Source organism: Leptospira fluminis (assembly GCF_004771275.1).
Classification (GTDB): Bacteria; Spirochaetota; Leptospiria; order Leptospirales; family Leptospiraceae; genus Leptospira_B; species Leptospira_B fluminis.
The window spans coordinates 13240-26899 of the sequence record NZ_RQEV01000007.1 but is presented as its reverse complement, the minus strand read 5'-3'; the positions used below and the strand labels follow the sequence as shown (position 1 = coordinate 26899).

The 13660-nt window shown below is 48.1% G+C and carries 12 protein-coding genes and 1 pseudogene; 3 read left to right on the top strand and 10 right to left on the bottom strand.

The window, feature by feature from the left end; all coding sequences use genetic code 11:
* Positions 1 to 19: 19 nt before the first annotated feature.
* From EHO61_RS05415 to EHO61_RS05395, 5 genes are all read right to left on the bottom strand, one after another.
* Complete coding sequence (locus tag EHO61_RS05415) at positions 20 to 1045, bottom strand: DNA-methyltransferase (protein ID WP_135812626.1); 1026 nt, start codon at positions 1043 to 1045, stop codon at positions 20 to 22.
* Between the two features lie 75 nt (positions 1046 to 1120).
* On the bottom strand, positions 1121 to 1684 hold the full coding sequence (locus tag EHO61_RS05410; RefSeq protein WP_135812625.1) for a methyl-accepting chemotaxis protein: 564 nt from the start codon (positions 1682 to 1684) through the stop codon (positions 1121 to 1123).
* A 62-nt stretch (positions 1685 to 1746) separates the two neighbouring features.
* On the bottom strand, positions 1747 to 2775 hold the full coding sequence (locus EHO61_RS05405; protein ID WP_135812624.1) for a FecR domain-containing protein: 1029 nt from the start codon (positions 2773 to 2775) through the stop codon (positions 1747 to 1749).
* Between the two features lie 32 nt (positions 2776 to 2807).
* Positions 2808 to 3332: an RNA polymerase sigma factor gene (locus EHO61_RS05400; protein WP_135812623.1), complete on the bottom strand. Its 525-nt coding sequence runs from the start codon at positions 3330 to 3332 to the stop codon at positions 2808 to 2810.
* Positions 3333 to 3498: 166 nt separating this feature from the next.
* On the bottom strand, positions 3499 to 4260 hold the full coding sequence (locus EHO61_RS05395; RefSeq protein WP_425460331.1) for a DUF547 domain-containing protein: 762 nt from the start codon (positions 4258 to 4260) through the stop codon (positions 3499 to 3501).
* A gap of 148 nt (positions 4261 to 4408) precedes the next feature.
* Between EHO61_RS05395 and EHO61_RS05390 the strand changes: the two are divergent.
* A pseudogene (locus tag EHO61_RS05390) lies at positions 4409 to 4609 on the top strand (hypothetical protein); the annotation flags it as partial.
* A 60-nt stretch (positions 4610 to 4669) separates the two neighbouring features.
* Here EHO61_RS05390 and EHO61_RS05385 read toward each other — a convergent pair.
* From EHO61_RS05385 to EHO61_RS05370, 4 genes are all read right to left on the bottom strand, one after another.
* Positions 4670 to 4993: a TIGR04454 family lipoprotein gene (locus tag EHO61_RS05385; protein WP_246032024.1), complete on the bottom strand. Its 324-nt coding sequence runs from the start codon at positions 4991 to 4993 to the stop codon at positions 4670 to 4672.
* A 27-nt stretch (positions 4994 to 5020) separates the two neighbouring features.
* On the bottom strand, positions 5021 to 6922 hold the full coding sequence (locus EHO61_RS05380) for a glycoside hydrolase family 5 protein (RefSeq protein ID WP_135812621.1): 1902 nt from the start codon (positions 6920 to 6922) through the stop codon (positions 5021 to 5023).
* A gap of 7 nt (positions 6923 to 6929) precedes the next feature.
* Entirely contained in the window at positions 6930 to 7817 is an 888-nt protein-coding gene (locus EHO61_RS05375; protein WP_135812620.1) for a patatin-like phospholipase family protein, read from the bottom strand.
* A 515-nt stretch (positions 7818 to 8332) separates the two neighbouring features.
* A complete protein-coding gene (locus tag EHO61_RS05370; RefSeq protein WP_135812619.1) occupies positions 8333 to 9550 on the bottom strand; it encodes an MFS transporter in 1218 nt (405 codons plus the stop codon).
* Positions 9551 to 9690: 140 nt separating this feature from the next.
* On the opposite strand from EHO61_RS05370, the gene EHO61_RS05365 reads away from it, so the two are divergent.
* Entirely contained in the window at positions 9691 to 10968 is a 1278-nt protein-coding gene (locus EHO61_RS05365; protein ID WP_135812618.1) for an acetyl-CoA hydrolase/transferase family protein, read from the top strand.
* Between the two features lie 160 nt (positions 10969 to 11128).
* Positions 11129 to 12238 carry a GGDEF domain-containing protein gene (locus tag EHO61_RS05360; protein ID WP_135812617.1) on the top strand — a complete coding sequence of 370 codons (1110 nt, stop codon included), beginning with the start codon at positions 11129 to 11131 and terminating at the stop codon, positions 12236 to 12238.
* On the opposite strand, the gene EHO61_RS05355 is transcribed toward EHO61_RS05360, so the two are convergent.
* Positions 12235 to 13629, bottom strand: a complete 1395-nt coding sequence (locus tag EHO61_RS05355) for a high affinity choline transporter 1 (RefSeq protein WP_135812616.1) — start codon at positions 13627 to 13629, stop codon at positions 12235 to 12237. The two genes, EHO61_RS05360 and EHO61_RS05355, sit on opposite strands and share 4 nt — an antisense overlap.
* Positions 13630 to 13660: the final 31 nt, after the last annotated feature.

Below are 13660 nucleotides of genomic sequence, written 5' to 3'. Positions count from 1 at the left end.
AAAGCAAGTAACTTCGGAGTTACCCGCTTTTTTTTCCGTTTTTAGGTAGAAAAGGAACGTATCCGATCTTACAGACGGAAGGGTCGAACCATTCGATTTTGACGGGCTTCTCCCATTTCAGTTTTCGTTCCTGGTTCGTAACGACTCGGACGGAATAAAATTCGTTCAGATAGGCGGGTGTTCCCTTGGCCTTACGACGAAGAGATAAGAAGGAAAGATGCTCATTCCACCTCTGTTCGAGCACTTCCTTTGCGACCCCGACGGAATGATCCATTCTTCTTTTTCCCATCTCCAGAATATCGGATTCGATTTCAAAGCCTACGCTGTTCCTTCCCGCGATCGCCGCAGCCAACGAAGTCGTTCCCGTCCCAAGAAACGGATCCAAAACAAGATCTCCCTTGATCGAAAACATATTGATCAATCTATATGCGAATTCCAGAGGAAACGCAGCGGTCCGGGTTCTGGAAGTTCCAAGATCTTTCGCGACCTGTCGTTCGCCTTTGATCTCCCAGATATCGGAAAACCATTTATTTCTTTCTTCCCAAAAGAAGGCGCTCTCCCGTCTGGACTCCGATTCCGCTTTGGAATATTCCCTCTTGCCGCCTTTTCTCAAAAGCAGAATATATTCGTGTTCGTAAGTGACGTACGCGCCGACCGGGAACATTCCGGAACCCATGAATTTGGTCGGAGAATTCGTCTGCTTTCTCCATAATATATCCGGCATACAGGAAAAACCGTATTTCAAGCAGGATTGAAGGATCCGAGAATGATTGGAATAAAGTCGGAACTCCTGCCCCAAATTTCTTGTCGCATCGCCGATATTGACGGCCATGATGCCGCCGTTTTTCAGGACCCGAAAACATCCTTTCCAAACCTTATCCAACTGCAAATGCATTCTCTCGAAGGCGAGTTTCCCTTCTTCCCGATTCAGATAATCCTCGGTTTGCGAATCCCAGCTTTTGAATAGACCGTCCCACATCTGTACCATGGGATAAGGAGGAGAAGTCACGACGAGATGGACGCTTTCCTTTTCGAGTGCGTTCATCTTCCGCGAATCTCCGATGATAAACGAATGCGATGTTTCCTGGAACGGAAAAGAATCCAACTTCAAAAGAGCGACTTACTGCTTCCTTTCCCGCGACTTTTGATCGATGACTTTGTTTAACAGGTCGGCAAGTTCCTGGAACTCGTCTCCCTGGCGCAATCGGATTTTCTCGACCTCTTCTCCGGCCAAAAAGGCTCTTAGGTTCTTTTTGATATTATAAATCGGACCGGCCATCCTGTGGGAATAGACGATCACGAAGGCGGCGGACATGAAAAGATACAATAGCGAAAACAAAAGGATCCCTTTGAATTGGATCGTAAACATGTCGAGGCTATGATCGTAGTCGGGCAAGGCGATCTCCCGTTCCACGAATTTCTCCTTTTCCTCTCCGTCCTTGAACTCGAACCCTTTTTGGTATACTTTTACGGTATCTTCCCGCAGGCGAAATACGACACCCTTATCGTATTTGGTGGAGTGGGTCCAAAACAGAAAGCCCAGAGTCAGAAGTAATCCGAAAAGAAAGAGAAGCGAAAAATTCAGAAAGAATCGTAACTGAAAATCCTTATCGATCAGGTAGTTGGCAAGATGCCTTTTGTATTTCTCTGGTTTTTGAGACGGATTCGGGGTTACTTCCGACATGACATTTCCCTTAGTTAGGTAGCTTCCTGGAGAAATTGCCTCTTGTCAAAAATATTTCTGGTCTATCGGACTTGAATCACTTCCTCGACGCTATCCCGAGGAATTCGAATTTCCTTTTCCAAGGTTTGGAGATACATAAATTCCCCGTCCATATCTATGATGACTCCTTCCAAGGAGGTTTTATCCGTCATAATCACCCTTTCCAATCGTTGGAATTCCTTGAAAAGCTCTTCCCTATCGGAGAAAGATCTGTTCGGGTCTCTCGGAATATCCTCCACCTTCAGACGTTGGAATTCCGTTTCTAATTCCGCCAGCTCGGAAGAGGAAAGAAAAGATCTTTGAAAACCCTTATTGCTCAATCGGATCCTTTGCCCGGGTTCCAATACTTGTTCCCCGCTATCTCCGCCTTCCTTCCGAATCGTTGCTACCCTACCTTCCAACACGGAAACCTGAGTTTCGGTTCCTGCGATTTCCGAAACGGAGAATTTCGTTCCTCGGACCTCTATGAGTCCGTTCGAAGTGAAGATTCTAAAATCCTCTTTTTTCAGATTCTTATGCAGATGGGTGAAGGCGCTTCCGGAATGGAGATAAAACGATTTTTTAGGATCGTTGAGAACTTCGAATCTCGTCGCCGACCCCAACAGAATTCCTTCCCCTTTCGATACGGAAAGGAAAACGGAAGAATCCTTGTCCGTAAGAAGGATCTGTCCCTTGCCCACGGTCTCCCCTTCGTTCAAAATCAATCGATCGGTCGATCCCGTCGCGGAGAGATATACCTTACCCGTGATTTTCGTGACTAAGATGGAGGACTTAGAAAGTGTCGGATGAGTGGAAGTTCCGAACTTAAATACGTACAGAATCGGTGCGATAAGAACTAGAGCGGCGGCCAAACCGAGCCACACACGACGGTTCAACGGAATAACACGGGAACGAACCGCCTTTTCGTACAAGTCCTCGAAGGAAGGCCGATCCGAATCGGGAACGGGCCAAGACTTTCCGATCAGGGAATGCAAGGACTCGATCGGCCCGGAAAATTCGTTAGACTTCCCTTCGATCGCTTCCTTGATCTTATTTTCCTGTTCTTCGTTCATCCCCGTAAACTCATCGATCCCTTTCCCCCGACTCAATTGCCGGGAAAGATCTGTCTTTCTTTTGCGATTTCCAGTAATTTTCCCGTTGCACGAACCACCAAACGCGAGGCGGTCGCGACGGAAATTCCCATAACCTCGGCGATATCCGCCAGAGTGTAGTTCTCTATATTCTTTAAAACGACCGCGTAACGTTCATCTTCCGGTAAAAAACCCAAGCATTCCTTTAGCCTGGATTCCAAATCCGATAGTTCCGCCTTGCGAACGAATGTCGGTCCCTTTTCCTGAAACACTCCCATGTCCTCCGCTCCGGTTTCCCGAACGGTGGAGAATTTTTTAGCATGATTGATCGAACGATTGCGCGCGATCGTATACAAAAGTTTTAGAGACTGTTCGCGATTGAGATCGGAATCGGCGTATTTCTTGAAGAAATTCAGGAAAGTATCCTGCATTAGGTCGGAGGCGACTTCCGGATTCCCAGTATACTTGTATAGGAAATCGAAAATTCTCCCGCTGGATTCCCTATAAAGAGTTTCCATAAAGTCTCTCCGGGATGCCATTCAGCAATGTTCCCATCCGGAAAACCGAATTCAAGTCATTTCCGGAAGACGAACGCTTTCCGCTCCTAATCGCCGCTACCCCCAACTTTCGACGGTCTCGTAAAATCTAACATCCGGTACTTCCCGTTTTTCCACGGAAGGGAGATTTTTCCCGAAAAAAGATTCTTCAGGGCAAGCGATTTAAATTCCAGTCGTAATCCTTGAATTTCACCTTCGCGTCCGCAGGAACCGAAGCGCCCGCATTCCGGTTGTAGAAATCGATCGGCCCGATGCCGGCTCCGATGAAATCCTCCCGGAACCAATCGAAAATTTTGGACAAGTACAGTACGTTTGCGCCGGAATCGTACTCGTTCTTACGCTTATCCTTTAAAAAATCCTTCGTCACTCGAGCTAATTGCTCGGAAACCTTGCCCGGCCGAAACGACTCGTTCAGGATAGGCGGACAACCTAGAGAAGCGCAATTGATCGCAAAATGAATCCTGGGCTCGCGAAATTCTTTTCTCAACTTCGAGTGCTCTATCCAATCCAGATTCCTAGGTCGGCCCAAGAGTTCGAAGAATTCCCGCTTCCACGGGCTCTGCAAAATGCTTCCGATATCCTTAATGCTTTTTACGGGATAATGATCCAGTATCAACTTTATCGTGAATGCGTTGTAAGCGTTGATCAAAAAACAGAGTTTCTCTTCCCGGGAAAAAGTCGCATACTCCGCTTCCGTGACTAGGCTAAAGGACTTCAAAACGCCGTCCAACCCGACGCTCTCTTTCTTGAACGAGACATAATCGACCAGCCCATTCTTTACATTGCGTTTTAGTAAAGTATTCCAAGCGGAATACTCCTGATCGATAGAGAAAAGATCCGACGGAGAAGCCCAAGAGAACGCGATCGAGAAAAGGAAAAGAAAAACGGAAAAGCGACGGTTCAAAAACACGAAATCACCTCGAAACGACCGATACTATACCAGGCCGGAAAACATGGAATCCAGAATGCGACAATACGGGATTTTCACGTGCATGATTTTACTCCTCAGCTTCGGCACTCCGTCAATCGCAAAGCCGAATTTTCCGGGAGAAGAGCCCGAGTCCAAACCGTTACTTCGGGTTCTACCCGCCTTCCGGCAGGAAGAATGCGAGTGGGCGATCCGATGGGACGTTTGCCTAAAATGCGTTCGACAAGGGATTCGTTACGCTCAAAGGATCCATTTTTATCCCTCCGGCGTTTACCGGGAGCACGGATGTTATACGGAGGAAGAAGGGTTTTTTCTATTAGAAAATCGTTGAGAAAAAGAGGAAGGGTCCCTCGGGCGCCCCGAAAAAGAGCGTCCGAAGGCGGAGGAAAGATTACTTCTTACAAACCGCGAGAGCTTGGATATCTTTTGCGGACTTCAAGCAACCCAGTTCGTATTTACCGGACATACATTCTTTTAACAGCATGGGCGATAAGGAAGGTCTGAGCGAATTCAATTTTTCGATCTCTTCTGCGGACTTGCCTTCGGTGAGATTCTTGAACAGATCGTTCACCACGGGCTCGCATTCCGCTTGGCTAACCTTCGGACCACCACAGGAAACGATCACCGCTAGAACAAGGGCAGGGAGAATAGCGAAGGATAGTTTTTTCATGGAAACCTCTGAATTTTGGTCTTTAAAATATGGAAACTCCGCCATTTTACCCTCTCCTATCCTTCTGAAAAGTTATTTTTTAGAGGGCAGAACGGTAATACCGTAATGGGAAATCCCTTTTTCCCCCCGAAAGAATAGCGTTCTAGACTTCTTATCGAATTTGAAGGTGCCCGCATTTACCAGCACTTCGAACTCGTTTTTATAGTGGATCTCAGGCAGGAAAATCTCCGCGCTCGGAATCTCCTTGCCGTCTTCACGGAAGGAATATTTGAATAGTGAAGTCTGCATGTCGAAACGGATAGCTTCCGGAACCCCTTTCGTCCGAATCGGATAAGGACGGGAAAACGCTCTGACCGCCCTTCCTCCGTCGGAATCCACTTCCTGCGGTGTGTCTAAAGAAAACAAAGAAAGGTCCTCTTCGTTCCATCGATCTCCTAGACTATGCGTGTTGTCCGGAGTATAATTCCATAACGTATAATGTACGAATTGTTTTTCCAAAGGAACAAGCATCCGGTCCAAGGCCGACTCCAAAGGAGCATAATTCTTATCCAGGAAGGCGGTTCTTCCGTTCAGATCCATAGGAATCCCGGTCTCCCCGATTACGGTGGGACAGTTCCTCATCTTTTTCAAAGAAAGATCCTTGATCATCCGAACCGTATCCTCGTACGCCGCCTGGATGTTTTTACGTCCGAAAATCGGCTTTTGTTTGAACACATGAATCCCGAACCAAGGTATGAATCTCTTTAACATCAAAACGGAAGCGTCGTACCAATGCGTCGCATTTACGACTCCGGACACTCCGGGTCGGTCCTCCTCTCTCCATTCCAGATCCAAACCTGTAGGATCGCTTTCCACGAAAATGAAAAATCTCTTTTGAACCGTCTGTATGTTCTTCTTGAACTTTTGGAGAAACGGAAGCATGTACTCGGAGTAGAATTCGACTTTCCGGCCGCGGTATTTATAAAAATAATCCGCCTTCAAAAGCATCGGAGCCCCGTTCGGATCGTAATCCCAAACCCCGTGGTCCTTCCAAACGCACCCCTTACCCTCTTTCCAGAGCCGTACCGAATGAGCGTTAAGCCTCGCTTTTCCGAAATTGACTCCGGCAAAACCTAGCATATACGATAGGTTCGCGTTTACGGATTTTCCTTCCGACAAGAACATTTCCTGGAACGGAGAAGTCGTCGTAACTTTGCCGAAACCGAAACCGGAGAACTCGCCTAGATTTCTCTTTCCGATCCAACCGGGCGAAGGCTCGTTCAAGGAATCGAAGCCTATTACGTTTTTATATTTTACTAAACGTTTGGCCAACTTGCAAACTGCGGCTATGTACTGGTCCTGTAGGAAGTCCTGAACGTTCTTTCCGCGGATCATCAAATGAGGGGCGAAGGTCCTTCCCCCGAAAAATAGGGAAAACATCGTGGCGCAGGCGTACTTCTGGTAATTTAACGGCCAGGACATTCTTCTATAATTTCTACCTTGGTGGTGGTGAACGATGGCCGTATCGGAATCCCGGATCCTGGAGATATCCATTCCGATTTCTTCCAAGGTCCATCCCGGAGCTCCGTCTCCTCCGGTAAAACGGGACCAAACATCCTGATGCGGGTCTATGAAGATATAAAAACCTTTCTTTTCCGCGAGAGCGACCAGGCGCTCCACGTATTCCAGGTATTCCTGGTCGTACTTGCCCGGACCTTTGTGCTCTATCGCCTCCCAGGTGACCAGAAAACGCAGAAAGTTGAACCCCCATTTTTTCAAACGGTCTAGATGCTCTTTTGCCTCCGCTTCTTCCAAGGGTCTTCCCACGAAGGAAACGTTTCGGTGATCGTAAAAGGTCAAGGTCTGATCGAAGTGAGTCGTTCCGTCGGGACGAAACGGAACTTTAGAACTTCCGGAAAGATTCACTCCCCGCAATTGTAAAAGAAAACCCGCGGAATCGTAAAAATTCCCGTTTAAGGAGTGCACAGGCAGCATTCTTTCCTTAATCCTCTCCGTACTGGACTTTGGCGTCTTCATAACCGCGGCTGATCAAATAATCCGCTTGGACCTGGGAAAAATTCAGAATACTCCCGAATCCGAGAGAGGTTCTAGGACCGATGACTCGAATCCTAATTTCCGGATTTTCCTTTTCTGCAAAGGAGTAAATCGCCTCGCGAAAGAACCCTTTGGGGGACCTTCTTCTTTTTTTCCTTTCGTATTGTAGATTGGACATCACAGTCTGAAAGGAACCGATGAGGGATAGTTCAAACACCCGTTCTAAGCCCTCCCTTCGACTCCTCGGGAGAGGCATATTCACTCCCCCCACCGGGGAAAGAAGGACGACCACGATATCCGTAGCTCCTCGTTCCACCGCAGGCAAGATGGGAGTGTTGGCCATGATTCCCCCGTCCCAATGAGGTTTTCCGTCCACGTACTGCCAGGGAAAAATCAACGGAATCGCGGAAGATGCCATTACGTGTTCGATATCTATGTCCTTATTCCGAAAAAATACCAACTCAGCCGTTAATATATTCACTGCGGTAATGATGATTTGGATCGGATTTTTGCGAAGCTTGCGAAAATCCAAATGGGAATAGAGCAGGTGTTTTAGCGGAGTCGTATCCGCCAAGGGAGAAAATCGTCGGAAGACAAGATCCAGAAAATCGTTCCAGACGGAATACTTCATGACCTTTTGAACTTCTATGGATTTCCAAAGTTCTACGATCTGCCTCGCATCCAGCCCGCAACCGATGGCCGAAGCGGTAATCGCTCCCACGGAAGTACCGCAGACGATGTCGGGCTTGTATCCGATTTCTTCCAGATATCTTAAAACACCTGCCTGGTAAGCTCCTCGAGCCCCGCCACCGGATAAAATCAAAGCACGCTTCATTCTGGAAGATCCGTTCGCCAGTTTTCGATCGGAGGAGGAATTTTCAAAGCCGAATATTCTACTCGGTGCGGCGATTCGGATTCTTTCGGTTTCGAAACCCTTTCCATTCGGCCAGGAAACCTTCGCCCGCCCGAAACGGAAACTTCTCTTTGGTGATCGGATTTCGATCGAAAATGAAATTGAAAAAGGATAAGGAAGGAAACTAAAACCTTCTGAGCGTCTGCATCCGCTCGGATATTTTTGGTACCCGAATAGAGCCCGAAAGTGACCAATTTTCGGAGCTCAGAAAGGCCAGTGGTCTGATGGTATTGCAATAGGTCCCAAAGGGCCTTTTTTGCAAGCGGCTTGGGCTATTGCTCAGCCACCTCACAGGTCAATTTCTTGCTGCAACTATCGCTACTCACTAAACCACCTCCTTTACGTGTGGCCAGAACGTATTCTGTCTCTTAAAAAAGTCAAGAAATGTCCGAAATTTTTTGCAAAATCCAGATGACATTGGTACAAGGTCGACCGTCTTAAGAAACGATCCGTACTTTACGGGAAAGATACAATCCAATTAGGTTGAATCCGACTGCAAGATAACCGACGATATCGAATCGCGTAAACGATCCGTCGGGCTGGGTCACCAGAACAAAGCCCGCGATCGTCGCTCCCAGGCCGGTGGCAATGCTCTGGAGTCCAGAGCTGACGGACATAAAACTTCCCCTCAGTTCCGGTCGGACTGCCGAGGTCATCAAGGCCATCGCCGGAATAATTCTTCCGGAAACCAAGACCATAAAGCTGGTGGTAACTAGCAAAGCGAGAGGCAAAGGCACTTTCGGCAAATGGGTCAACACGATGATCGGCACGATCGCAACGAGAACCATGTTTAGAAAAACCTTATGCTTTCCGTATTTGTCCGCCATGATTCCGATAAAGCGGGAGGAGAAAAACGTGCAAAGCCCTCCGATCAGATAGATCAGCTGGACGTCCTGTTTGGAAAAGCCCACATTTCTTTCCATATAAACCGCGATCGAGGTGACTACCACGAATCCCCCCAAGATCACGGACATAAAAAACGCGATCGCCTTTAGGTGATTCCGATCGGAAAGGACCGCAATCAATTGGGAAAAATCCCAAGCGCTTGTCTTGGCCTGCTTCGAAGGAATACTAGGCAGGTAGACGATCGCCGTTAGCAGGATCGGAAGACTCAATGCAACCACGAACCCGAACGTGTAATTCCAGGAAAAGGCATGAGCGATCCAGAGTCCGATGGGAACCCCCGCGACGGAAGCCACGGAAAAAGCTCCCATCACCGCGCCCATAGCTCTTCCCCTTCTTTCGATCGGAAGTACGTCTCCGATGATGGAAAGCACGATCCCCCCGATCATACCGCCGAAAGTTCCCGCGATGATACGAGCCGCCAACAGAAAATAAAAGGAATCCGCGACCGCACAAAGTGCCGTTCCGATAATGAATCCGGAATATAGAAAGATCGCCGCAGACTTGCGATTGAAACGATCTATAAAGTTCGCACCCAATAAGGCGGCTGCCGCGGCGGCATAGGAATAGGACGAAAGCACGAAAGAAAACACGCCGGTATCGATCGCGAACTGCTTTAGAAAATAATCCTGGAGCGGAAACATGATCATGAAATCCATGATATGAGTGAATTGGATGCTAGCCAAAAGAAAGATCAAAAAGGGCTCGCTCAATGCGACTTTATTACGGGGGGCGGTGGCAGTTGACTCCATAATACAACCAGCCTTTATAAGATTCCGAAGAAAGGGAGAAAATTTTACTTTTAGAAAGAAACTCGTACTAAAAAATCCAACTTTAGAATCCATATCCCTAGTATGACTAGAATTTAGTCTAGCGAGTTTTCCATCCTAACATGAACCAATCATTTACCACTGCCGACCAAGCCCTATCTTCCGTCCGGTCCAACGATCGCGTTTTCATTCATAGTGTCTTTGCGGCCCCTCCGCTTCTCATCCAAGCCCTTGCCAATCGATCCCGAGAACTTAAAAATGTGGAAGTCGTCCACATTCATACGGAAGGGGAAGCTCCCTACAGCTCTCCGGGCATGGAAGAAAGTTTTAAAATCAACGCTCTTTTCGTAGCGGCGAATATGCGCAAAGCCGTGGAAGAAGGTAGGGCGGATTACGTTCCCGTTTTCTTAAGCGAATGCCCTTCCCTATTCCGAAAGGGAATCCTCCCGATAGATGTCGCTCTGATCTCCGTGTCTCCTCCGGATAAGCACGGATTTTGCTCTTTGGGAGTTTCCGTAGATATAGCAAAGGCGGCGGTCGATACGGCGAAAATCGTGATCGCACAAGTGAACGCAAATATGCCGCGTACCCACGGAGACGGGATCCTGCACGTAAGTAAAATCCACTCCATCGTGGAGGGTCACACTCCGCTTTTGGAGGCCGCGGCTTTTCCTACTAGCGAGGTGGAGACATTGATCGGAAAGCATGTGGCGGGACTCGTCGAGGACGGCGCAACATTACAAATGGGAATCGGAGCGATTCCGAACGCGGTACTTTCCTGTTTGTCGAATCACAAGGACCTGGGAATCCATACGGAAATGTTTTCGGACGGAGCGATTCCCTTGATCGAAAAAGGAATCGTCAACGGACTGAAAAAAAAGAAACATCCGGGAAAAGTGGTGAGCGGGTTCGTTATGGGAACCAAAAGATTGTACGACTTTATAGACGATAATCCCGAAGTTCTGCTACTGGATATAGGTTATGTCAACGACACTTCCGTGATCCGAAAGAATCCTAAGGTCACCGCAATCAATTCCGCGATCGAAGTAGATCTTACCGGACAGATTTGTGCGGACTCCATAGGCACTCGCCAATTTTCGGGAGTGGGAGGACAAATGGATTTTATCCGTGGCGCCTCCTTATCCGAAGGGGGAAAACCGATCATCGCCCTCCCATCCACAACCTCCAAAGGAGAATCCAGAATCGTGGCCACCTTAAAACCGGGAGCGAGCGTCACGACCACTCGAGCCCACGTTCATTACATCGTTACAGAATATGGAGTGGCGGATCTATACGGAAAAAACCTACGCCAGAGGGCGAACGAGCTGATTCGAATCGCTCATCCGAATCATAGGGAAGCATTGGAGCGTTTGGCGGCGGAAAGATTCAAAGGGTTCTGAAAAATCGGACGACGTCCTTTTACCTTTTGCATATGGGACGAAAGGGGAAACATTTTTCTTTCGCTCCATTATTAAGAAAAAAATTATAAAATAGTGGCCCGCTCGGTGCGATCTAAGTGTAAAATCCGCGACGATCATCCGTCTATGAATCTGATCGGCCATGAAACTCTGGGACTATATCAACGAAGATCTGCTTAGGGCAAAATCCTCCCAAATCAGGGAGATACGCGCGTTAGACAACGGTAAGACCGTGAGAGTACTCTGTATCTCTTCCATCCTGATCTCCGCTCTATTGATAGTGCAATTCGCGGTTTCGCCCGGATTGCCGGAAGGAAGCATAATACAATATTTATACATTCTCACATTCGGAGCAATAGCCGTCTTTTCCGTCGTTTGGTATTTTCTGCTAAGCGCAATCTCCGATACGAAATCCTTGCGAATCCTTACGTACGTTTACGCTGTCGGGGCGACCCTTTTGACCACGTCTCTCACCCTCGTAGACTTGGCGCACATGACGGATTATTCCGCCTATTGTTTCGGCCTTCTTACTCTGCCTTTATTCGTGCGAACGAGCATCATGACCTACGTACTGATCGTAGCGGTGAATTTTTTCTGGTTTCTGGTCGGATACGAATTCGTGTTAAACGAAAAAATAGATTTCAACACCCTCGCTCCGATCATCGCATTCAGTATCGGAAGCCTGTTTTCTTCCGTGATCGTGGAGACAGCTCGGCTGAAGGGGAATTTTCTCCAACTACAATTGGAGGAATCGAACCGTAACCTACTCGAACTTTCGCACAAGGACCAACTGACCGGATTATACAATAGGCGGCACTTAATGGAGGCAATGAACACCATGCTTTCCGCGTCGAAACGTTACGATTTTCCGGTTTCGGCCCTACTCTTGGATCTGGACAATTTCAAGAAGGCGAACGACATGCTCGGTCATTTGACCGGCGACCGGTTACTTGCCCGAATCGGAGGATTGCTGTTCGGTCTAGTACGGGACTGCGACGTAGCGGCCCGATACGGAGGAGAAGAGTTTTGCATCATCTTAACGAATACGGGCAAAGACGGCGCTCTCTTCGTTGCCGAAAGGATCCGGAATAGCATAGAATCCGAAATTTTCGAGGGGGTTCCGTGGCGAGTCACGGTAAGTATAGGAATCTCCACTTTGGAATCGGACCAGAATACCGAGGATTTTCTTAAGGTAGCGGACGAAAAACTATATCAATCCAAATCCACAGGTCGCAATCGTGTTTCCGCTTAAGCATCCTTCGGGGATTCCAACCGGGAAATCGGAAAATATAAACCGGTCCATTGTCCCAAAAAACTGATCGCTAATCCCGGAAGAGACGCAGGAAGCCAATCCGGTCCGAAAAGTTTAAAACCGATCCAGGCGATCATACCCCAAAACATCGCGAAGATCGCTCCGGTCGCATTGGATCGTTTCCAAAAAAGGGCGGCGACAAGAGGGACGAAGAGAGAAACCAAACTGATGGACGAGGAATCGGCGACTAATTGATAGATGTTCGTTTCGCTTAACGCCATTATGGTAGAAACTGCGGTAACGGACAGTACGGACAAACGTAGAGTCCGCAGCAAAAGAGCCTCGTTCGGATCTTTCAAAAAAGGTCGGATGAGATTTTCCCCGAGTACTGTCGCCGGAGCAAGGATTGCCCCGGAGGCCGTACTTAGGATAGCGGAGAGTAAGGCTCCGAAAAAAAGAATCTGAATCAAAAGACCGGAATGGACAAGTACTACCTGCGGTAGGATCATCTGATTGTCGCCGACCGCGATATCAGGATAGACTTTTCTTGCGAAATATCCGGCCAGTAAAGGCAGGAAGGCCACGGTCAGATACATGAGGGCACCCAGATACGAGGAATATACCGCCACCTTTTCGGATTTGGAAGACATCACTCTCTGGAAAATATCCTGCTGGGGAACGGAACCTAACCCGATCGTAATCCACGCCGCTATATAGGCCAAAACGGCGTCCAATTTCGGAGGGGGAAGAAAATCGAAAAATCCGGGTCTAGAATCGGAAGTCAGGGTCTGAATCCCGCCCGCCTTTCCCATCAGATCCCAAACCAAAACGCTTAAGCCCAATACGATCAGAATCGTCTGTGCAAAATCAGTGATCGAAATCGCCCACATTCCTCCCACATACGTGTAGATCAGTACTACGACCGCGGCGATCAGAATCCCGACGTATATTTCGAAATCGAACAAGGAATTCAACACGATTCCCATCGCCACCAATTGCGCGGCGATCCATCCGAAATAAGAGGGAATCATAAAAAGGGAAGAAAGAAACTCCACCTTCCGGCCGAATCGATTTCGATACAAATCTCCGAACGTGAGGATGTTCATCCGATACAACGGTCTTGCAAAAACGAATCCGACGAGGAAAAGACAAAGAGCCGCACCGAAAGGATCTTCGATTACGGAAAGAATCCCTCCGTCCACGAATTTGGAGGAAGCCCCCATCAACGTTTCCGATCCGAACCAAGTGGCGAATAACGCGGAAGACGCTAGAAAAAGCGGAAGCCTTCTTCCAGCAAGAACGTAGTCCGTGGAGCTACGAACGAATTTGGAGGCGAAGGCCCCCACAAGGATAGTGATCAGAATATAAAAGACTACGAAAAAACCCAGCAAACCTAAACTTCTCCTTCGAGAACCGTAAGAC